At 72.7% G+C, this 19,905-nt stretch carries 19 protein-coding genes and 2 pseudogenes; 14 read left to right on the plus strand and 7 right to left on the minus strand.

Annotated features, from left to right (window positions below):
- Positions 1 to 62: 62 nt before the first annotated feature.
- Positions 63 to 1,112, minus strand: a complete 1,050-nt coding sequence (locus AMK25_RS15775) for a hypothetical protein (protein ID WP_073829111.1) — start codon at positions 1,110 to 1,112, stop codon at positions 63 to 65.
- A 246-nt stretch (positions 1,113 to 1,358) separates the two neighbouring features.
- Between AMK25_RS15775 and AMK25_RS15780 the strand changes: the two genes are divergently transcribed.
- The 7 genes from AMK25_RS15780 (at position 1,359) to pstB (ending at position 8,459) form a co-directional block, all read left to right on the plus strand.
- Complete coding sequence (locus AMK25_RS15780) at positions 1,359 to 2,078, plus strand: winged helix-turn-helix transcriptional regulator (RefSeq protein WP_176722767.1); 720 nt, start codon at positions 1,359 to 1,361, stop codon at positions 2,076 to 2,078.
- 151 nt (positions 2,079 to 2,229) lie between these two features.
- Positions 2,230 to 3,084, plus strand: a complete 855-nt coding sequence (locus AMK25_RS15785; protein ID WP_073829348.1) for a polysaccharide deacetylase family protein — start codon at positions 2,230 to 2,232, stop codon at positions 3,082 to 3,084.
- Positions 3,085 to 3,151: 67 nt separating this feature from the next.
- Positions 3,152 to 4,120: a mycothiol synthase gene (gene mshD, locus AMK25_RS15790; RefSeq protein WP_274534171.1), complete on the plus strand. Its 969-nt coding sequence runs from the start codon at positions 3,152 to 3,154 to the stop codon at positions 4,118 to 4,120.
- A 232-nt stretch (positions 4,121 to 4,352) separates the two neighbouring features.
- Positions 4,353 to 5,450 (plus strand): phosphate ABC transporter substrate-binding protein PstS, encoded by a 1,098-nt coding sequence (gene pstS / locus AMK25_RS15795; RefSeq protein WP_073829112.1) that lies wholly within the window; start codon positions 4,353 to 4,355, stop codon positions 5,448 to 5,450.
- Between the two features lie 41 nt (positions 5,451 to 5,491).
- Positions 5,492 to 6,577 carry a phosphate ABC transporter permease subunit PstC gene (pstC, locus tag AMK25_RS15800; RefSeq protein ID WP_073829113.1) on the plus strand — a complete coding sequence of 362 codons (1,086 nt, stop codon included), beginning with the start codon at positions 5,492 to 5,494 and terminating at the stop codon, positions 6,575 to 6,577.
- Positions 6,574 to 7,662, plus strand: a complete 1,089-nt coding sequence (pstA, locus tag AMK25_RS15805) for a phosphate ABC transporter permease PstA (RefSeq protein WP_073829114.1) — start codon at positions 6,574 to 6,576, stop codon at positions 7,660 to 7,662. The genes pstC and pstA overlap by 4 nt, the downstream gene beginning before the upstream one ends.
- A gap of 20 nt (positions 7,663 to 7,682) precedes the next feature.
- Positions 7,683 to 8,459, plus strand: a complete 777-nt coding sequence (gene pstB / locus AMK25_RS15810; protein WP_013288829.1) for a phosphate ABC transporter ATP-binding protein PstB — start codon at positions 7,683 to 7,685, stop codon at positions 8,457 to 8,459.
- 71 nt (positions 8,460 to 8,530) lie between these two features.
- On the opposite strand, the gene AMK25_RS15815 is transcribed toward pstB, so the two are convergent.
- Positions 8,531 to 9,346 carry an NUDIX hydrolase gene (locus AMK25_RS15815; protein WP_073829115.1) on the minus strand — a complete coding sequence of 272 codons (816 nt, stop codon included), beginning with the start codon at positions 9,344 to 9,346 and terminating at the stop codon, positions 8,531 to 8,533.
- Positions 9,347 to 9,482: 136 nt separating this feature from the next.
- Here AMK25_RS15815 and AMK25_RS15820 point away from each other — a divergent pair, with 136 nt between their 5' ends.
- Positions 9,483 to 10,070, plus strand: a complete 588-nt coding sequence (locus AMK25_RS15820) for a DinB family protein (RefSeq protein WP_073829116.1) — start codon at positions 9,483 to 9,485, stop codon at positions 10,068 to 10,070.
- 61 nt (positions 10,071 to 10,131) lie between these two features.
- Positions 10,132 to 11,100 (plus strand): Gfo/Idh/MocA family protein, encoded by a 969-nt coding sequence (locus tag AMK25_RS15825; protein ID WP_073829117.1) that lies wholly within the window; start codon positions 10,132 to 10,134, stop codon positions 11,098 to 11,100.
- A 41-nt stretch (positions 11,101 to 11,141) separates the two neighbouring features.
- Here AMK25_RS15825 and AMK25_RS15830 read toward each other — a convergent pair whose 3' ends face one another.
- From AMK25_RS15830 to AMK25_RS15840, 3 genes are all read right to left on the minus strand, one after another.
- The gene (locus AMK25_RS15830; RefSeq protein ID WP_073829118.1) at positions 11,142 to 12,146 is read right to left on the minus strand and encodes an inorganic phosphate transporter; all 1,005 of its coding nucleotides are present in this window, start codon (positions 12,144 to 12,146) and stop codon (positions 11,142 to 11,144) included.
- 4 nt (positions 12,147 to 12,150) lie between these two features.
- The gene (locus AMK25_RS15835) at positions 12,151 to 12,777 is read right to left on the minus strand and encodes a DUF47 domain-containing protein (protein WP_030504473.1); all 627 of its coding nucleotides are present in this window, start codon (positions 12,775 to 12,777) and stop codon (positions 12,151 to 12,153) included.
- Positions 12,778 to 12,926: 149 nt separating this feature from the next.
- A complete protein-coding gene (locus tag AMK25_RS15840) occupies positions 12,927 to 13,877 on the minus strand; it encodes a PPK2 family polyphosphate kinase (RefSeq protein ID WP_073829119.1) in 951 nt (316 codons plus the stop codon).
- A gap of 174 nt (positions 13,878 to 14,051) precedes the next feature.
- Here AMK25_RS15840 and sigJ point away from each other — a divergent pair, with 174 nt between their 5' ends.
- A complete protein-coding gene (gene sigJ, locus AMK25_RS15845) occupies positions 14,052 to 15,005 on the plus strand; it encodes an RNA polymerase sigma factor SigJ (protein ID WP_073829120.1) in 954 nt (317 codons plus the stop codon).
- 6 nt (positions 15,006 to 15,011) lie between these two features.
- On the opposite strand, the gene AMK25_RS15850 is transcribed toward sigJ, so the two are convergent.
- Complete coding sequence (locus tag AMK25_RS15850; RefSeq protein WP_073829121.1) at positions 15,012 to 15,518, minus strand: DUF402 domain-containing protein; 507 nt, start codon at positions 15,516 to 15,518, stop codon at positions 15,012 to 15,014.
- Positions 15,519 to 15,642: 124 nt separating this feature from the next.
- Between AMK25_RS15850 and AMK25_RS33235 the strand changes: the two are divergent.
- Positions 15,643 to 16,989, plus strand: a pseudogene (locus tag AMK25_RS33235) (ATP-dependent DNA helicase); the annotation flags it as partial.
- A gap of 114 nt (positions 16,990 to 17,103) precedes the next feature.
- A pseudogene (locus AMK25_RS33240) lies at positions 17,104 to 17,790 on the plus strand (ATP-dependent DNA helicase); the annotation flags it as partial.
- Positions 17,791 to 17,841: 51 nt separating this feature from the next.
- On the opposite strand, the gene AMK25_RS15860 reads toward AMK25_RS33240, so the two are convergent.
- Positions 17,842 to 19,122 carry an AI-2E family transporter gene (locus tag AMK25_RS15860; protein WP_116505162.1) on the minus strand — a complete coding sequence of 427 codons (1,281 nt, stop codon included), beginning with the start codon at positions 19,120 to 19,122 and terminating at the stop codon, positions 17,842 to 17,844.
- 172 nt (positions 19,123 to 19,294) lie between these two features.
- Here AMK25_RS15860 and AMK25_RS15865 point away from each other — a divergent pair, with 172 nt between their 5' ends.
- Both AMK25_RS15865 and AMK25_RS32420 read left to right on the plus strand, forming a co-directional pair.
- Complete coding sequence (locus tag AMK25_RS15865; protein ID WP_073829123.1) at positions 19,295 to 19,642, plus strand: GroES family chaperonin; 348 nt, start codon at positions 19,295 to 19,297, stop codon at positions 19,640 to 19,642.
- A 92-nt stretch (positions 19,643 to 19,734) separates the two neighbouring features.
- The gene (locus AMK25_RS32420) at positions 19,735 to 19,902 is read left to right on the plus strand and encodes a hypothetical protein (protein WP_167796936.1); all 168 of its coding nucleotides are present in this window, start codon (positions 19,735 to 19,737) and stop codon (positions 19,900 to 19,902) included.
- Positions 19,903 to 19,905 lie beyond the last annotated feature (3 nt).

Here is a 19,905-nt window from a genome sequence, read left to right on the forward strand (position 1 = left end):
CCGCCGTCACCGCGTCTCGCGGCGCAACCGTACTTACCCGAGGCGAATCTTCCCCAATCGCGTCAGAGGAACAGTACGCACATCGCGTACGCGGCCGGCGCGGCCAGCGCGAACCCGCCCAGTGGCCCCTGCATGTGCCGGGCCACCCACATCGTCGGAGGCTCACCGGCCATCAGGCGGCCCGCCTCGGCGTACCCGACGGCGAGGTCGGCCAGGACGGCGGTGGCCGCGCTGACCACGCCGACAAGTGCGGCGCTGGTCGGCGTGAAACCGACCAGGTAGCTGCCGAGCACGGCGCTGGTGAGGGTGCCGAGCATCGCGCCCGCGACCACGCCGGCCGCTCCGCGCGGCACCTGCGGGGCGAGCCGCGGCCACGGCGCGACCGCGTCGGTGAGCCGCGCCACCAGCAGCCCCACCCCGGCGGCGGTAAGGCAGACGGTGATCGCCTGGGTGCCCTTGGGAATCCGGCTGAGCACGATGAGCGTGCCGAAGGCGACCACGCCCACCACGATGAGCAGGGTGCCGCCGAGCGAGTCGGTCACCCGGACCCGGTCCACCCGCCGGACGAGCTGCCCCAGCACGGCGAGCAGGAGCCCGGCGGCCGCGGCGTAGCCGAGCGGGGCCAGGCCGGCGATGTCCGACTGCACGGCCGCCACGTCGGCGATCACGGCCGTGCCGGCGCTGACCAGAGCGACGACCAGCAGCGCGGGCGGGCGCATGGCCATCGTCCAGGCGAGCACGAAGAGCAGCTGGACGCCGAAGATGATGGCCGCGAACGGCAGCCGGTGCCCAGGGCCGGAGGTCTGCGCGCCGAGCACCAGGCCGACGCCGAGCAGCGCGGCGAAGCCGGCGACGGTGAGCGCCAGCGGCCGGCGGACCGGGACCGGTGGCAGCTCCTCCTCGGGCACCTCGTCGGACTCGTCGTCGGGCCGCCGGCCGGGACCGCCCTTGCGCAGCCGGCGCGGTCCCTTCCGCTCCTGCGGCTCCCCCTCCTCGTCGCCGGGGCCGGTACGCGGGGCGGGAGGGTAGCCACGGGCGGGCCCGGACGGCCCGGGAGGCGGACCGTCGGGCCACGGGTCACGACCGGTGTCGCGCGAGGTGGAGGGAAACACGCTCCGATCGTGCCAGACCCGGGCGGCTCGGCGGAGGTCCCGGTTTCGGCGACGTTAAAACCTGCGCCGCGATCATGGGCAGAAAGGGCAAACGGGAAAGCGCCCCGGAGGTGACGGCCGGTCCATCAGTTACGCTCAGGCCGTTACCCGCCCGTCAGCGACGCCGGGACCCACGCAAGTTCACAGCGCCGCCCTCACCCGGGCGTGTTGCTGGTCGCGCGCGGCCGAAGGGCCGCCGGGACGGAGGTGATCGTGGAGCTCCTGCTGCTCGTGACCGCACGGGCCGGTGAGCCGTCGGCGGTGCTGCCGGCACTCGACCTGCTGCCGCACTCGGTCCGCACCGCACCCCGCGACGTCCGCACGCTGGTGTCCGGCCCCACGCCGGACGCCGTACTGGTGGACGCCCGCTCCGAACTGAGCGAGGCGCGCGCCACGTGCCGGATGCTGCACGCCACCGGGCTCGGCGTGCCGCTGGTCGCGGTGGTCACCGAGGCGGGCCTGATCGCGCTCAACGCGGACTGGGGCGTCGACGACGTGATCCTGGCCGGCGCCGGGCCGGCCGAGGTGGAGGCCCGGCTGCGGCTCGCGGTCGGCCGGCTGAGCAACGCCACTGCCGGCGCCGGCGGCTCGATCCGTGCCGGTGAGCTGAACATCGACCCGGACACCTACGCCGCGAAGCTCAAGGGCCGCCCGCTCGACCTCACGTACAAGGAGTTCGAGCTGTTGAAGTTCCTGGCCCAGCACCCGGGGCGGGTGTTCACGCGGGACCAGTTGCTGCGCGAGGTCTGGGGCTACGACTACTTCGGCGGCACCCGTACGGTCGACGTGCACGTGCGGCGCCTGCGCGCCAAGCTCGGCTCGGAGTACGAGTCGATGATCGGCACGGTGCGCCAGGTGGGCTACAAGTTCGTCGTCCCGCCGTCGCGCTCGCTGCCGGAGTCGGAGCCCGCCCCGCTGCCGGTCTGATCGTTCACGCCCCACTCCGGTAGGGGGCATTTCCGCAGAATGCCCTTTTTGCCCAATCAGTCAGCCATATCCTGGCTGCCGGATTTACCGGGCAAAAGGGGGCGGCGGTGCGTGCGGTGAACACGGGGGCCACGAACGGCCGGTGCCGCTGATGCGGGGCCCGACGCTGCGTGCCGCCGGGCTCGTAGTCGTGGTGCTCGCAGGCCTGCTCGGCTCGGCGTTCGCGCTCGGCCGCAGCCTGGTGCCGGCACACCCGCCGTCGAACGCCGGGGCCACCACGGCGCTCACCGGGCCGCACTACGCCGACCAGCCGCCCAGCACGGACTTCCCCGGCGGCCGGGCCACCGCCGGCCCGAGCCCCGACGCCGCGCCGGACGCCGCACCGGTCGAGCCGGGCGGCGACGGCCCGTACGGCACCCTGGTCGCCACCGGCTCGTCCCGGGTCGCGCTGACCTTCGACGACGGCCCCGACCCGCGCTGGACTCCGCAGGTGCTCGCGCTGCTGGCCCAGTACGGCGTGAAGGCGACGTTCTGCGTCGTCGGCGAGAACGCCGAGGCCCACCCGGATCTGATCCGGTCGATAGTGGCCGAGGGCCACACGCTGTGCAACCACTCCTGGGAGCACGACGTCGACCTGGGCAAGCGGTCCGCGGCGACGATCCGGGCCGACATCCTGCGCACCAACGACGCGATCCTGGCCGCCGCGCCGGGCGCGCGGATCGCGTACTACCGCCAGCCGGGCGGCGCCTGGACACGCCCGGTGATCTCGGCCTGCGCCGACCTGGGCCTCACCCCGCTGCACTGGAGCGTGGACCCGTCGGACTGGAGGGCGCCGGGCGCGCTCGCCATCGAGACGAGGATCCGCACGCAGATGGGGCCGGGGGCGATCGTGCTCATGCACGACGCGGGCGGGGACCGCTCCGGCACGGTCGCGGCGTTGCAGCAACTCCTGCCCGAGATGCTGGTCCGGTTCGAGCTGGAGTCGCTGCCCGTCGGCCCGCAGTGACGAGCGCCACCGACCGCCGCCCTCGTCCGGCGCGAACCGCCGCCGGACGGCCGCTACCGTGACTCAGATGAGCCCCGAGCCGACGAGTGGTCCCGCAACCGACCGGATCGCCTGGGCGGACCGGCTGACGCCGGACGGGATCGACCGGGCGGACCGGCTGACGCCGGCCGAGGTCGCGGAGGTGCTGGCGATGGCCCGCGCCGCCGGGGACGCCGACGGCGCCGACCCGCTCGACGAGCACGTGCTGCTGCGGCTGCGCGACCCCGAGGCGCCCGCGGTGCACCTCACCGCCCGCACCACCGACGGCACCCTCACCGGGTACGCGCATCTCGACGTCACCGCCCCCGCCGAGGGCGTCGGCGCGGAACTGGTCGTACATCCCGCGTACCGGCGGCGGGGAGCCGGCCGGGCGCTGGCCCGGGGAGTGGTGGACGCCGCTCCCGGGCCGCTGCGCGCCTGGGCGCACGGCGACCACCCGTCGGCCGCCGCGCTCGCTGTCGACCTGGGCTTCAGCCGGGCGCGGGTGCTCTGGCAGATGCGCCGCCCGCTGACCGCCGAGTTGCCGGCGCCGGTCGTGCCCGACGGCGTGACGCTGCGCGCGTTCCGTCCGGGCGAGGACGACGAGGCGTGGCTCGCGGTGAACAACGCGGCCTTCGCCCAGCATCCCGAGCAGGGCAAATGGACGCTCGACGACCTGCGCGTACGCATCGCCGAGCCGTGGTTCGACAGTGCCGGCTTCCTGCTCGCCGTCGACTCCACGACCGGGCGGCTGCTCGGCTTCCACTGGACCAAGGTGCACGAGCAGCAGGGATCGGCCCGCATCGGCGAGGTCTACGTGCTCGGCGTGGACCCGTCCGCGCACCGGGGCGGCCTGGGCCGGGTGCTCACCGCGGCCGGCCTGACCCACCTGCGCGACGAGCGCGGGCTGGACCGGGTGATGCTCTACGTGGACGAGAGCAACACCGCCGCTGTCGCGCTCTACGAGCGGCTCGGCTTCGCCATGTGGTCCGCGCACGTCAACTACCAGCTCGGCTGAGCGTTCGCCGACCCTGGAAGTCGCCATAAAGGCGATACCAGGCTGCTAGTTCACGAACAGGACAACCCTTCCTCAGCGTGCGGCCATCTCGTCGGCTGAACGTGTTCACCGCGCGTTCACTTACGCCCGGCGAACCGTCCACCTGGCCCTCCTACCTTTCGTGTCAGCCGGTCAGCGCCGGCCCCCGGCACTCCGGGCGACCTGACCAAAGACGTGAAGGGAAACCCCTGAAGTGAAGCTCCAGCGGCACGGCGCCATCGCCTGTCTCGCTCTTACCGCGGTTCTCGGTCTCAGCGCCTGCGGCTCGGACAACAACGAGCCCGCCGGCGCCTCCGGTTCCACCGCCGCGGTGGACTGCGCGACGGGCACGCTGAACGCGCAGGGCTCCTCGGCCCAGAAGAACGCCATGGCCGAGTGGATCAAGGCGTACCAGCAGAAGTGCGCCGGCACCACGATCAACTACGAGCCCAGCGGCTCGGGCGCCGGCATCCAGGCCTTCATCGCCGGCACCGCCGACTTCGCCGGTTCGGACTCCCCCCTCAAGCCGGAGGAGCAGCCGCAGGCCGACGCCAAGTGCACCGGCGGCCAGGCGCTCAACCTGCCGATGGTGATCGGCCCGGTCGCCGTGGTCTACAACGTCAGCGGCGCGGACAACCTCCAGTTCAGCCCGGCCACCCTGGCGAAGATCTTCGCCGGCAAGGTGACCAAGTGGGACGACGCGGCGATCAAGGCCGACAACCCGGACGCCAAGCTGCCGTCGACCGCGATCCAGGCGGTGCACCGCTCCGACGAGTCGGGCACCACCGACAACTTCACCAAGTACCTCTCCAAGACCGCCGAGGCGGACTGGACGCTCGGCAACTCCAAGGCGTGGAAGGCCCCGGGCGGCGTCGGCGCGGCCAAGTCCGACGGTGTGGCCAGCAAGGTCAAGAGCACCGACGGCACCATCAGCTACGTCGAGTGGTCGTACGCCGAGAACTCCGACCTGAAGATGGCGAAGGTCAAGAACGGTAACGGCGAGTTCGTCGAGCTGACCGGTGACTCGGCCGGCAAGACCATCGCCGGCGCCAAGTTCGAGGGTCAGGGCAACGACCTGAAGATGTCGATCGACTACAACACCAAGGAGGCCGGGGCGTACCCGATCGTCCTGGCGACCTACGAGATCGTCTGCAGCAAGGGCCTCGCCGCCGACAAGCTGCCGCTGGTCAAGGGCCTGCTCGGCCACGCCGCCAGCGCCGAGGGGCAGAAGGAGCTGGTCGAGCTCGGCTACGCCCCGCTGCCCGAGACCGTCCGCACCAAGGTCGAGGCCGCGGTCAAGAGCCTCTCCTGACGCTCCGACCGACACCTCCTCAACGCGAAGCGAGCGAGCAGATGGGTGACACCCCTCACCGCTCGGCCGACGCCGGCACCGGCGGGAACCCCGTGGCCACGAGCCACGGGCGACCCGCCGGTGCCTCGGCGCGTCTGGCCGAGCGCCCCGGTAACCCGGGCCGCCCCGACGGCGGCCTCGGCGGCGGCGGCGCCCTCCCCCGGGCCCGCGCCTTCGGCGCGGAACGGGCGTTCCGCGGCCTGACCCTGGCCGCCGGCACCACGGTCCTGGTGGTCATCGCGGCGATCGCGATCTTCCTGGTCGCCCGGGCCGTCCCGGCTCTGCGGGCGAACACCGAGTCGTTCTGGACGTTCGAGGGCTGGTTCCCGAACGACAACCCGCCGCAGTTCGGCATCGGCGCGCTCGCCTTCGGCACCGTCCTGAGCTCGCTGCTGGCGCTGCTCATGGCGGTGCCGGTCGCGCTGGGCATCGCCCTCTACCTGTCGCACTACGCGCCCCGGCGGCTCGGCAACGGCCTGGGCTTCCTGATCGACCTGCTCGCAGCCGTGCCGAGCGTCGTGTTCGGCCTGTGGGGCCGGGACTACTTCGCCCAGCCGGTCGCCGACCTGTCCGCGTGGCTGAACAGGTACTTCGGCTGGATCCCGATCTTCGGCGACGGCCCGTACGGGAACTCGATCCTGCTCGGCTCCGTGGTGCTGGCGATCATGGTGCTGCCGATCGTCACCTCGCTGTCCCGCGAGGTGTTCCGGCAGACCCCGAGCGCGAACGAGGAAGCAGCGCTCGCGCTCGGCGCCACCCGCTGGGAGATGATCCGCACCGCCGTCCTGCCGTACGGGCGTCCGGGCGTCATCGCCGCGGTGATGCTCGGCCTGGGCCGGGCGCTCGGCGAGACCATCGCGCTGGCGCTCACGCTCGGCTCGACGTACGCCATCTCGTTCAACATCCTGGCCAGCGGCGGCAACTCGATCGCCGCGAACATCGCCAACCGGTTCGCCGAGGCGAACGACACCGGCCGCGGCGCGCTCATCGCCTCCGGCCTGGTGCTGTTCGCGATCACGTTGATCGTCAACATCACCGCCCGGGCGATCATCTACCGGCGGCGCGAGTTCACGGAGTCGGCCGCATGACCACCACCCTCACCCCCCGCCGCCCGCGCCCGCCGGCCCAGCCGGCCACGCTGCGGGCGAGGCGGCTTCCCGCGTACGCCGCTCCGGCCATCGCCGTCGCGGCGCTGCTGCTCGCGGCGGGCATCGTGTACGGCGCCGGCATCGGCGGCCCGGTCCTGGTCGTGGTGGTCGGCGCGCTGCTCTACCTGGCCGGCCTCTTCGCCGCGGCGAACGCGGTGGAGGGCCGCCGGTCGGCCCGCAACCGGACCTGGAGCGCGCTGATCCACTCCGCGTTCGTGCTCGCCGTGCTGCCGCTGGCCTCGGTGGTCTGGACGCTCGTGAGCAAGGGCTCCGAGCGGCTGGACGCGAACTTCTTCGGCACCTCGATGAACAACATCGGGTCGCGCGACGCCAACGGCGGCGCGTACCACGCGATCGTCGGCACGTTGCAGCAGGTCGGCATCGCCACAGTGATCACGGTGCCGCTCGGCGTGCTCTGCGCGATCTACATCGTCGAGTACGGCCGGGGCCGGTTCGCGTTCACCATCCGCTTCTTCGTGGACGTGATGACCGGCATCCCGTCGATCGTCACCGGCCTGTTCGTGCTGGCCTTCTGGGTGCTGATCGTCTCGCCGTGGTTCAACGACGGGCGGCCGGGCTTCTCCGGCTTCGCCGCCGCGCTGGCGCTGAGCGTGCTGATGCTGCCCACAGTGGTCCGCTCCACCGAGGAGATGCTCCGCCTGGTGCCCGCGCCGCTGCGCGAGGGCGCGTACGCCCTGGGCGTACCGAAGTGGAAGACGATCCTGCGGGTCGTGCTGCCGACGGCGCTGCCCGGCATCGTCACCGGCATCATGCTCGCCATCGCGCGGGCCGCCGGTGAGACCGCGCCGGTGCTGCTGGTCGCCGGCGGCGGCGCGGCGATCAACTTCAACCCGTTCGAGAACAACCAGTCGTCGCTGGCCCTCTTCGTCTACCAGCAGGCCGGTGAGGCGTCGAGGTACTCGCCGGCACGGGCGTGGACCGCGGCGCTGACCCTGGTCGCCCTCGTCCTCGTCCTCACCGTGGCGGCGAAGCTGCTGTCCCGCCGCAACCGGCTCGGCCGATGAACCCCGGAGGTACCGCCACCATGGCCAAGCGCATCGAAGCCACGAACGTGACCGCCTACTACGGCGGGTTCAAGGCGATCGAGAACATCAACCTGACCGTCGAGCCGAAGACTGTCACCGCCCTGATCGGGCCGTCCGGCTGCGGCAAGTCCACCTTCCTGCGGTCGATCAACCGGATGCACGAGGTGCTGCCCGGCGCCCGGGTCGAGGGCAGCCTCACCATCGACGACCAGGACATCTACGACCGCGACGTGGACGTCACGGCGGTCCGCCGGATGATCGGCATGGTCTTCCAGCGGCCGAACCCGTTCCCCACCATGAGCATCTTCGAGAACGTGGTGGCGGGCCTGCGGCTCAACGGCGTACGGCGCAAGTCGATCCTGGAGGAGGCGGCCGAGCGGGCGCTCCGCTCGGCGAACCTGTGGGACGAGGTGAAGGACCGCCTCGCCAAGCCCGGCGCGGGCCTGTCCGGCGGTCAGCAGCAGCGGCTCTGCATCGCCCGCACCATCGCGGTCGAGCCACAGGTGGTGCTGATGGACGAGCCCTGCTCGGCGCTGGACCCGATCTCCACGCTGGCCATCGAGGACCTGATGTTCCAGCTCAAGGACAAGTTCACGATCATCATCGTCACGCACAACATGCAGCAGGCCGCGCGGGTGTCGGACCGGACCGCCTTCTTCTCCATCGAGAAGACCGGCGACCCGGGCCGCCTGATCGAGTACGACAACACGCAGAAGATCTTCAGCAACCCCAGCCAGAAGAAGACCGAGGACTACATCACCGGCCGCTTCGGCTGAGCTGTAAGGAGGGGCCCCCTGTTAACGCCTCCGGTAGAGGAAGGGGCCCCTCTTAACACCGCAGGCGCAGGTCAGCGCAGCAGGAAGCGGGGCTCGGCGCCGTCCAGCCCCTCGATGTACGGCAGGATCGGCGTACCCGGATCGCGCTCCGCCGCATCCCGCGCCACTCCGGCGAGGTCGCCCGCGGCGGCGACCTCGGCGAGCGTGACCATGGTCGGCGGCAGCATGGTCAGCTCGCGGGCCAGCGCGTCCGCCGGGCGCAACCACAGCGTGTGGTCGGCCTCGCCGGACACGTCGCGGGTCCGCTGCCCCTCGGGCAGCAGGGCGACGAAGAAGTACGTGTCGAAGCGGCGCGGCTCGAACTCCGGCGTGATCCACCGGCTCCACGGCAGCAGCAGGTCGGACCGGAGCGTCAGGCCCTTCCCGGCCAGCAGGTCCGCGAAGCCGGCCCGCCGGCCCACCAGGTCCTGCCGGGCCGCCTCCCAGTCGTCGCCGCTCACGTCGCCGACCACCGTGTCCGGGTCCGGCCCGGCGAGCAGCACGCCCGCCTCCTCGAAGACCTCGCGGGCGGCGGCGCACACCACCGCCTGCGCGGCGGCCGGATCGAGTCCGAGCCGTTCCCCCCACGCCGCCGGGTCCGGGCCGGCCCAGCCCAGGTGCGCCTCCGAGTCGGAGCGGTCCACCCCGCCGCCGGGAAAGGCGTACATGCCGCCGAACGTCATCGCCGCGACCCGGCGGATCATGTAGACCTCGAATCCGTCGCCGGCCGGGCGGAGCAGCAGCACTGTGGCGGCGACCCGGGGCACGGCCGGTACGGCGCCCTCGGCCTGGAATCGGCGGGCGTGCTCCACCAGGGCGGGGGGTGCGGCGAAGCCGTCGATCGTCATGCGCCCGAGCCTAGTTCCCGCCCGGGCGGACCAGCGGGGACGGTGCTGCCCCGCCGGGAGCCGGCAGCGAGCGCGCGATCCGGTCACGTCGCCACGGGGCTGCGCCCGTCGGCCGCGCCTGGCAGGGTCGTGACCCGTGATCGACGATTTCGCGAAGGAATACCTGCACGACGATCTGCGGCAGATCCGCGAGGCCATGCTGTGGAAGCTCGACGGACTGTCCGAGTACGACGTACGCCGCCCCCTGACCGCGTCCGGCACCAACCTGCTCGGGCTGGTCAAGCACCTGTCGTTCTGGGAGGCCCGGTACCTCGGTGAGGTGTTCGGCAGGCCGTTCCCGGAGCCGCTGCCCCGGTGGGACGACCCGGATCCGGACGGCGCCGACATGTGGGCGACCGAGCACGAGAGCCGCGAGGAGGTGATCGGCCGCTACCGGCGGGCGTGGGAGCACGCGGACGCGACAATCGACGCCCTCGCGATCGACGCGCCCGGCCATGTGCCGTGGTGGCCCCGCCCCGACGTCAAGCTGTTCAACGTCATGGTCCACGTGCTGACCGAGACCAACCGGCACGCCGGGCACGCCGACATCCTGCGGGAGCAGCTCGACGGCTCGACCGGGGCCTGGGCCGCGTATGCGCACCTGGAACCCGACCGGCCGACGCTGACGACGCGGCGGGCGATGATCGAACTGGCCGCGCGGGCCGCCGCCGACACCCCCCGCTGAGCCGTCCCGACCGGTGGATCACCCTCCCGGCCCCGGATCGGGAAGGGATAGCGTGCCGGGCATGACGCGTTGGGGAATCCTGGCCACCGGACACATCGCCGCCTGTTTCGCCGCCGATCTGCGGCTGGTGCCGGACGCCGAACTGGTGGCGGTCGGATCGCGTACCCGCGAGAGCGCCGAACTGTTCGCGCGCCGGCACGACGTGCCGCGGGCGTACGCCTCATGGGCGGAACTGGCCGCGGACCCGGACGTGGACGCGATCTACGTGGCCACCCCGCACGCGGCGCACCACGAGGCGGCGCTGGCGTGCCTGGCCGGCGGTAAGGCCGTGCTGGTGGAGAAGCCCTGCACGCTGGACCTGCCGACCACCGCCGAGTTGGTGGAGACGGCCCGCGCCCGGGGTCTGTTCCTCATGGAGGCCATGTGGATGCGGACCAACCCGCTGATCCTGCGGGTGCTGGAGCTGATCCGGGACGGCGCGATCGGCGAGGTCACGCACGTACGGGCCGACTTCGGCGTGGCCGGACCGTTCCCGCCGGAGCACCGGATGCGGGCCCGCACGCTCGGCGGCGGTGCGCTGCTCGACCTCGGCGTCTATCCGCTGAGCCTGGCCCACCTGGTGCTCGGCGTGCCGCAGCACGTGCAGGCCTGGGCGAAGCTGACCCCGGAGGCGGTGGACGAGAACACCGGCATGGTGCTCGGCTGGGACTCCGGCGCGGTGGCGACGCTGAGCTGCGGCATGGTCGGCGCGACAGCGATCACCGCGTCGATCACCGGCACGACGGGCCGGATCGACCTGCCCGAGCTGTTCTTCCGGCCCGCGCACGCGGTGCTGCACCGGGCCGGCGCCGAACCGGAGACGATCCCGGCGGACCTGACCGGCGGCGGCTACCAGTACGAGGCGATGGAGGTGCAGCGCTGCCTGGCGGCCGGGCTGACCGAGAGCCCGCTGGTGCCGCACGCCGCCACGCTCGAGGTGATGGGCCTGATCGACGACGTCAAGGCCCGGATCGGGGTCTCCTACGCGTGAGGGGTCCCCCGCCACGGCGGGGAACCCCTCGACGTCAGCACTCAGAACAGGGGCCGGACCAGCAGGTACGCGAGGCAGGCGATCGCGGCGGCGGCCGGGAACGTGATGATCCAGGCGATCACGATGTTGCCGGCCACGTTCCAGCGCACCGCGGAGAGCCGTTTCGTCGAGCCCACACCCATGATCGCCGAGGTGATCGTGTGGGTGGTGGAGATCGGCGCCTTGAGCACCAGCGCGTTGAAGTAGAGCACCGCACTGGCCACGGTCTCGGCCGCGAAGCCCTCCGCCGGGCCGAGGTCGATGATCTTCCGGCCGAGCGTCCGGATGATCCGCCAGCCACCCGCGTACGTGCCGGCGGCCAGCATCGCGGCGGAGGTCCAGAAGACCCAGCCCGGGATGTGGGTCTTGCTCTCCTGGAAGCCGCCGGTGTAGAGCGCCAGCACGATGATGCCCATGGTCTTGGCGGCGTCCTGCATGCCGTGGCCGACCGACATGGCGGCGGCGGACGCGGTCTGCGCCCAGCGGAAGCCGCGGCTGAGCTTGCCCGGCTGCCCCTTCCGGAACAGCCACATGATCGCCAGCATCACCAGGAAGCCGAGCACCAGGCCGACCACCGGCGAGAGCACCATCGGGATGAGGACCTTCTCGATGATGGTGCCCCACTGGACGATGCCGTCGGCGGCGAACAGGGTCGCGCCGACCAGGCCGCCGAAGAGGGCGTGCGACGAGGAGGACGGCAGGCCGAAGTACCAGGTGATCAGGTTCCAGATGATCGCGCCCAGCACGCCGGCGAAGACCACGCCCAGGCTCTCCACCCCGGTCGGCAATGTCACCAGGCCGTCGCCGACCGTCTTGGCCACGCCGGCGCCGAAGTGGGCGCCGATGAAGTTGCCGACTGCTGCCAGCGCCAAGGCGATCCGGGGGGTCAGCGCCCGGGTCGAGATGCTGGTGGCGATCGCGTTTGCCGCGTCGTGGAAGCCGTTCGTGTAGTCGAACGCCATGGCGACCGCGATCACCGCCAGCACGGCGATGAGTTCGGGACTCACTGGATCAGGACTCCTTGACCGCGATGGTCTCGACGGTGTTGGCGACGTGCTCGAAGGCGTCGCAGGCGGCCTCCAGCTCGTCGGCCACCTCCTTCATCTTCAGCACCGTGAGCGCGTCGTACTCACCGGAGAAGAGGCGTACCAGCAGCATCCGGTACGCCTGGTCGCCGTCGTTCTCGAGCCGGTTGCACTCGATCCAGTAGTCCTCGAGGTCCTTCATCGACTTCAGCCGGGGCATCGCCTCGGCGGTGAGCTTGGCCTGCAGGTCGAGCACGTTCACCAGCTCGTGCAGCTCGCGCGGAAGCGACGGGAGCTTGGTCAGGCCGTACAGGTAGAGCAGGTTGCCGACCGCCTCCAGGTGGTCCATCACGTCGTCGAGCAGCGAGCCGAGCCGGTAGATGTCCTCCCGGTCGAACGGCGTGATGAAGGTGGAGTTGATCTTCTTGTACAGCTCGTGCGTGATCTGGTCGCTGTCGTGCTCGATGTCGGTCAGCCGCTCGCTGATCGACTGCACGTCGGCGCCGGGCAGACCCAGCTCGTTGAGCAGGTCGGTCCCCTTCACCAGGTTCTGCGCGGCCCTGGTGAAGAGCTCGTAGAAGGCGCCCTCGGTGGGACGGAAGGAAAACTTCACAGCACGGACCTCGTCGTGTCGGTGGAAGGGTGGCCGTCGCCGCCCGGGCGTCTGCATTGCGCATGCTAGGGATCGCGTCCAGGCGGCTTTCGATCGGCCCACCCCTGGTCAAGCCCGATTCACCGGTCGTTCACCTTCCGTTCACCTGATCACCCGCTGAGCTGACTCCGTAACCGGTCACGCTCCCGATCAACGTCGAAATCGGCAGCCGGATACCCCAGATACAACCCCTCGAACGTCTCGCGCAGCAGGTGGGCCACCGCCCAGTCCCGGTACCACTTGCGGTCCGCCGGGACCACGAACCAGGGCGCGTCGTCGCTGCCGCAACGCTCGATCGCCTCGGCGTACGCCGCCTGATAGTCGTCCCATCGTGCCCGGGTGTCCAGGTCACTGGGGTTGTACTTCCAGAACTTCGTCGGGTCGGTCAGCCGCTCCATCAACCGCTCGCCCTGCTCGGCGTACGAGATGTGCAGCATGACTTTGATCACCGTCACCGCCTGCTCGGCCAGTTCCCGCTCGAAGTCGTTGATGATCGCGTACCGGGACCGCCAGGTGGCCTCGTCGACCAGCCCCTCGACCCGGGCGATCAGCACGTCCTCGTAGTGCGAGCGGTTGAACACGCCCACGTACCCGGGCGGCGGGAGCGCCCGTCGTACCCGCCACAGGAAGTCGTGCCGCAACTCCTCCTCGGTCGGCGGCCCGAACGAGCGGATGTGCAGCCCCAGCGGGTTCATCGCGCCGGCCACCCGCTTCACGGCGCCGTCCTTGCCGCCGCAGTCCATCGCCTGGAGCACCAGCAGCACGCGGCGCGGCCGGCCCGCACCCAGTCCCCCGCCCGCCTGGGCCGGCGCGCTCGTGGCGCTGCCCGGACCGGCGGCGCCCTGCGCCGAGGCGTACAGCATCTCCTGCTGCCGTCCCAGTTCCGCGCCGACCATCTCGACCTGGGCCCGCGCCCACTCCTTGCGCGCGGGTCCGCGCCCGGCCTCCGCCGGCAGCCCGGGCGTCGACCGGGGGTCGATGGCTGCCAGGTCCACCGGCCCCGGCCCCACCCGCAGCAGTTCCCGCATCGGCCCGCCCTCGGGCCACAGCACCTCACTCATCCCCCGATCCTCACCCCCGGAGCCCTTTCCCGCCCGCCCCATCCCGCCGATCTTGCAGTTGCGGCCCCTTGCGCGTCCGGAAAGCGGCGTTTGCCGGGGCAGCAAGTGCAAGATCGGCGAGGGGGCGCCGGGGCGGGGGTGGGAGGGGGGTGTGCGGGGCGGGAGAATGGGGGGGTGGATGAACTTACGGGGGAGTTCGAAGCGGAACGGGGGCATCTGCTGGCTGTGGCGCGGCGGATGCTCGGCAGCCGCAGCGAGGCCGAGGACGCGGTGCAGGAGACCTGGCTGCGCTTCACCGGCGCGCTGAGCGACCCCGAGCAGCGCGCCCGCGTACGCGATCTGCGCGGCTGGCTCGTCACCACCTGCTCACGGATCTGCCTGGACGTGCTCCGCTCCGCCCGGGTGCGCCGGGAGGCGTACCCGGGTCAGTGGCTCCCCGAGCCGGTGGTGACCACCGTGCCGGCGGCGGACGGGTTCGCGCCCGACCCGGCCGAACGGGCGGTACGGGCCGACCAGCTCGGCACCGCGCTGCTGGTGGTGCTGGAACGGCTGACGCCGGAGCAGCGGGTGGCGTTCGTGCTGCACGACGTGTTCGCGGTGCCGTTCGCCGACGTGGCGGACGTCCTCGCGGTCACGCCGGAGGCGGCGCGTCAGCTCGCGTCGCGGGCCCGGCGGGCGGTGCACGCGCCGGATGCCCCCCGGCACAGCGCGGACCTCGCCGAGCAGCGGCGGGTGCTCGACGCGTTCGCCGCGGCGGTGGAGTCCGGTGAGCTGGAGCAGCTGGTCCGCGTACTCGCCCCGGACGTGGTGTCGATCGGCGACGCGGGCGGTCACTTCCCGGCCGGGCGGCGGCCGGTCGTCGGCGTCGAGTCGGTCGGCCGCCTGCTGCTCGGCCTCTACGGCCAGGCCCAGCGGCGCGGCGGCCTGCGCGGACGGCCGGTGCTGGTGGACGGGACGCTGGGATGGCAGTCGGAGTTCTTCCACCGCGACGGGCGGCCCATCCGGATGGTCACCTCGTTCGCCGTCCACGAGGGGCGGATCACCGGCGTGTTCAACCAGCTCAACCCGGCCAAGGTCGGCGAGCTGCCGCCGCTGGGCCCGGAGGCCGCCTGGCCGCCGCGCTGGTGAGCCGGCTCAGACCACCAGCGCCAGCCACTTCCGGTACGACGTGGCGAACGGCTCGGTACCGTCGCCGAGCGCGCCGAGCAGCCAGCGGGCGGCCGCCTCGGCCTCGGTGACCACGTCGTCCGGGTAGCCAAAGCGGGAGCGGTGCTCGGCGAACTCGTCCTCGTCGCGCAGTTCGACCAGGGCGGTCTCACGGCGGCGCACCACGTCCAGGTCGAGGTCGATCAGGTGGACGGTCTCCGCACCCTCCCAGCGGGCCGGGGTGGCGATGTCGCAGTAGACCTCGCTGGTGCGCGGCGGCGGGTTGAACATGCCGGTCCACCAGGCGTGGTGGGGCACCAGCAGGACGAACGGGATCTGCTCGACCGAGGGACGGCCGTGGTAGACGGATTCGGTGCCGGCGGGCACGCCGAGCCAGACGCCGAGATCGTCCTCGGCGAGCCGACGGGCCGGGTAGTCGCGGTGGGCGCTGCCGTCGTACTTGCGGTAGATCACGCGGACCACGTCGCTCGGCATGCCTGGCACCCTAACCGATTCCGGCCACGCCACGCGATCGGGAGGTAACCGGACGCGACCCGCCGGTCCGCCACGCCGCCGGAGCGACCGGACCCCCGTCGGTGCCGGCGGGTACGGTCGCACGGTGACCCCGTCCCGCACCGCCACCGGCCCGGCCGTCCCGAAGAAGCGCCGCGGTGGCCGCGCCGGTGCGGGAGAGCTGCTGACCGCCGCTGTGGGCGCGGTTCCGGGCGGCGCGGCCCGGCCGGGTCAGCAGCAGATGGCCGAGGCGATCGAGCGCAGCATCGCCTCCGGCGAGCACCTGCTGGTGCAGGCCGGCACCGGCACCGGCAAGTCCCTGGCGTACCTGGCCCCGGCGTTGACGGTGGACGGCCCGGTGGTGGTCTCCACCGCCACGCTGGCGTTGCAGTCCCAGCTCGTCGAGCACGACCTGCCCCGGCTGGCCGACGCGGTCGAGCCGGTGCTGGGCCGCCGCCCCACCTTCGCCGTGCTGAAGGGGCGCCACCACTACCTGTGCCTGGCCCGGCTGGACAGCTCGGTCGAGGACGAGCCGGACGACGCGCTGTTCGACGCGCCGCGGCCCGGCAGCGGCGGCACCAAGTGGCTCGGCGAGGCGGGCCGCCTGGGCAAGCAGGTGCAGCGGCTGCGCGACTGGGCCGAGGAGACGGCCACCGGCGACCGCGACGAGCTGGACCCGGGCGTGGACGACCAGGTGTGGCGCAGCGTCTCCATGCCGGCCCGGGAGTGCGTGGGAGCCAGCCGCTGCCCGTTCGGCCAGGAGTGCTTCGCCGAGGCGTCCCGGGCCCGCGCCCGCGAGGCCGACATCGTGGTGACCAACCACAGCCTGCTCGCCGTCGACATGCTCGCCGGTCGGCACATCGTGCCGCCGCACAAGCTGCTCGTGGTGGACGAGGCGCACGAGCTGGCCGACCGGGTCTCCTCGGCGGCCCAGGCCGAGCTGGTGCCGGAGCTGATCGACAGGTCCACCCGCCGGGCCCGGCCGCTGCTGCGCCCGGACCTGGCCGAGCGGCTCACCGAGGCCGGGGACGCCCTCGCCGTGGGGCTTGCCGAGGCGCCCGCCGGGCGGCTCACCGCCGGGCTGCCGCCCGCGCTACGGGAGGCGTGCACGCTGCTGGACTCGGCCACCCGAGCCGCGCTGGAGGCGATCGGCGACGTGAAGTCCGACGACCCCGACCCGGTACGCAAGCAGCAGGCCAAGGCCGTGCTGGACGAGCTGTCCACCACCGCCCAGCGGCTGCTGGAAGAGGCCGACCACGACGTCGCCTGGGTCGAGAAGCCGGACAACGGCAGCCGCCGGGCGCTGGTGGTGGCGCCGCTGTCGGTCGCGGGCACGCTCGCCACCCACCTGTACGACGAGCGCACAGTGGTCGCCACCTCGGCGACGCTGGCGCTGGGCGGTCGCTTCGACACGGTGGCCCGGGCGCTGGGGCTGGACGCGCCGCCGCCCGCCCCGCCGTCCCCGGCCGCCGCCGCGCTCGCCACCGCCGCCGCCGCCGCGGGCCGGCCCTCGGTCACGCCGCCGGTGGCCGCCACCGAGGGCAGCCGAGCGGCGATCGGCACCGTGCCGGCCACCGAGGGGCCGGGCTGGAGCTCGCTCGACGTCGGCTCGCCGTTCGACTACGCCCGGCAGGGCATCCTGTACGTGGCAGCGCACCTGCCGCGCCCCAGCGTCTCCGGGTTGCCCGGACCGGCCGGTGAGGAGCTGCTGGCGCTGGTCGGGGCGCTCGGTGGTCGTACCCTCGGGCTCTTCTCGTCGCGGCGGGCCGCGCAGCAGGCGGCGGAGCTGCTCCGCGCGCGGACCGACCTGCCCGTGCTGCTCCAGGGCGAGGAGGCGCTGCCGCTGCTGGTCCGCCGGTTCCGCCAGGAGCGGGAGAGCTGCCTGTTCGGGGTGATGTCGCTCTGGCAGGGCGTGGACGTGCCGGGTGACGCCTGCCAGCTCGTGGTGATCGACAGGTTGCCGTTCCCCCGGCCGGACGAGCCGCTGGCCGCGGCGCGCGCGGCGGCGGTGGATGCCGGTGGCGGCTCCGGTTTCGCGGCGGTGAGCGTGCCGATCGCGGCGGTCCGGCTGGCCCAGGGCGTCGGCCGGCTGATCCGGGCCACCGGCGACCGGGGGGTGGTGGCGGTGCTCGACTCGCGGCTGGAGACGGCGCGCGGGTACGGCCCGTTCCTGCGCCGCTCGCTGCCGCCGTTCTGGTACACCACCCGGCCCGAGGTGGCCCGGGGCGCGCTGGAACGGCTCGCCAAGAGCTGACGCCCGCGCCGCCCCGGGCGGGGCGACGCGGGCGTCAAAGGGTCTTGCCGGTCAGGGCGCCTGGGAGGCGACCACCACCGCGTCCGGTGGGGTGTCCGGCACGGTACGCGCGGCGAGCCGCCGGACCGCGGTGTTGAGCACGGCGATCAGCGGCACCGCGACGAGCGCGCCGGCGATGCCGGCGAGCACCACGCCGGCGGCGATGCCGATGATCACGGCGAGCGGGTGGATGGCCACCGCCCGGCCCATGATCAGCGGCTGGAGCACGTGGCCCTCGACCTGCTGCACACCGACCACCGCGCCGAGGATGATCAGCGCGGTCACCGGGCCGCTGTCGACGAGCGCCACCAGCACGGCCACCACGCCGGACAGGAACGCGCCGACGATCGGGATGAACGCGCCCAGGAAGACCAGCGCGGCCAGCGGGAACGCGAACGGGATGTCGAAGAGCACCAGGAAGATGCCGATGCCGACAGCGTCGATGAAGGCGACCAGGACGGTGGCCCGCACGTAGGCGCCGAGCGTCGCCCACGACGCGCGCCCGGCGTCGTCGACCTTCCATCGCGCCGCGACCGGCAGCAGCCGGACCAGGAACCGCCAGATGTTGTTGCCGTCGCGCAGGAAGAAGAACGTGGCGAAGAGCACGAGCACGGCGCCGGTGAGCACCTCGGCCAGCGTGGCGGCGGTGCTGAGCGCGCCGCTGGTGAACCGCTCGGTGTTGCCGTTGATCCAGTTCTGCGCCTCGTCGATGTAGCGGTCGAGCTGGCTGTCGGACAGGTGCAGCGGCCCGGTCTTGAACCAGTCCTGGATCTGCCGGACGCCCTCGGAGGACTTCTCGCTCAGCTTCGGCACGCCCTTGATGAACTCGTTCACCACGAGCGTGAGCGTGCCGACCACCGCGGCCAGCCCGCCGACGAGCACCACGGCGGTCGCGAGCGAGCGGGGCAGCCGGGCCCGGAGCAGCCAGCCGACCGCCGGGGCGAGCAGCGCGGAGAGCAGCAGCGCGACGGTCAGCGGGATGATCACGATGCTGATCGTCCCGACGATCTTGAGCAGGGCCCAGGTGACGATGCCGATCACGATCAGCCGCCAGCACCACGCGGCGGCGATGCGCAGCGCGTGCGGCACCTCGGTGTCGTCCCGGCTGACTGTCGAGGAGTGCATCGCGGCGGGCGGCTCGACGCCCACCACCGTCGCCTCCGGCGCCGCCGACGGTCCCGGTGCGGCGGGCGAGGCCACGCCCGCCTCCCCCGGCGCCGCTTCCGGGTCGGTCCGGCGGGTCCGGGCGGTCTCCCGGCCCGACTCGTACGCGCGGCGGAGCCGTCCGCGCATCCGCTCGAAGCGGCTCAAGCGCACCTCCGGCAAGTTGGCCCCACCACGTCGCAGGGGGGCACAGGATACGTCTGCTCGCCCCACCCTAGGGCGACTCGACCACACATTGCCCGCCCGGCGCTCCCGCCAACCACGGCGGGATCGACAGTCGGGCACGCGGTAGCGTCTTCGCGTGACCGCCGACCAGAGTCTCGACGCCGGGCTGCCGATCCGCCTGCTGCACGACCGCGTGCTGGTACGCACCGAGGGCGCCGAGGGCGAACGCCGTTCCACCGCCGGCATCGTGATCCCTGCGACCGCCGCCGTGGGCAAGCGGCTGGCCTGGGCCACAGCGGTCGGCGTCGGGCCGCACGTCCGCTCGATCGTGGCCGGCGACCGGGTGCTCTTCGACCCGGACGACCGCTCCGAGGTCGAGCTGCACGGGCGGGCGTACGTGCTCCTGCGCGAGCGGGACGTGCACGCCGTGGCGGCCGAGCGGGTGGAGACCACCGCCGCCGGTTCCACAGGTCTCTACCTGTAGCCCGGCTCTCTACCTCCGACCCGGCACCGGCGCCGTTTGCGGCGCTGCCCGGCGGGAAGCCCAGGCACCTGAGCGCCCTGGGGAGGGACACCATGCCGGTAGTGATCAAGAAGATCCTCGCCTGGGGATTCCTCGCGTTCCTGATCTACTTCATGGCGTTCCGTCCGGACGGGGCCGCGCAGGTGTTCAAGGGGATCGGGGCAGCGCTCATGGCCATCGCCCAGGGGCTCGGCGACTTCCTGACCGGCCTGATGAGCTGACGT

The organism is Micromonospora sp. TSRI0369 (assembly GCF_001905625.1).
GTDB lineage: Bacteria > Actinomycetota > Actinomycetes > Mycobacteriales > Micromonosporaceae > Micromonospora > Micromonospora echinospora_A.

Bases quoted from the DNA above. Each gene is read 5' to 3' on its own strand.
- AMK25_RS15785 (WP_073829348.1), top strand. From the start codon at position 2,230: ATGCGGGGCCCGACGCTGCGTGCCGCCGGGCTCGTAGTCGTGGTGCTC.
- mshD (WP_274534171.1), top strand. From the start codon at position 3,152: ATGAGCCCCGAGCCGACGAGTGGTCCCGCAACCGACCGGATCGCCTGG.
- pstC (WP_073829113.1), top strand. From the start codon at position 5,492: ATGGGTGACACCCCTCACCGCTCGGCCGACGCCGGCACCGGCGGGAAC.
- pstA (WP_073829114.1), top strand. From the start codon at position 6,574: ATGACCACCACCCTCACCCCCCGCCGCCCGCGCCCGCCGGCCCAGCCG.
- pstB (WP_013288829.1), top strand. From the start codon at position 7,683: ATGGCCAAGCGCATCGAAGCCACGAACGTGACCGCCTACTACGGCGGG.
- AMK25_RS15815 (WP_073829115.1), bottom strand. From the start codon at position 9,346: ATGACGATCGACGGCTTCGCCGCACCCCCCGCCCTGGTGGAGCACGCC.
- AMK25_RS15825 (WP_073829117.1), top strand. From the start codon at position 10,132: ATGACGCGTTGGGGAATCCTGGCCACCGGACACATCGCCGCCTGTTTC.
- AMK25_RS15840 (WP_073829119.1), bottom strand. From the start codon at position 13,877: ATGAGTGAGGTGCTGTGGCCCGAGGGCGGGCCGATGCGGGAACTGCTG.
- AMK25_RS15850 (WP_073829121.1), bottom strand. From the start codon at position 15,518: ATGCCGAGCGACGTGGTCCGCGTGATCTACCGCAAGTACGACGGCAGC.
- AMK25_RS15860 (WP_116505162.1), bottom strand. From the start codon at position 19,122: ATGCGCGGACGGCTCCGCCGCGCGTACGAGTCGGGCCGGGAGACCGCC.
- AMK25_RS32420 (WP_167796936.1), top strand. From the start codon at position 19,735: ATGCCGGTAGTGATCAAGAAGATCCTCGCCTGGGGATTCCTCGCGTTC.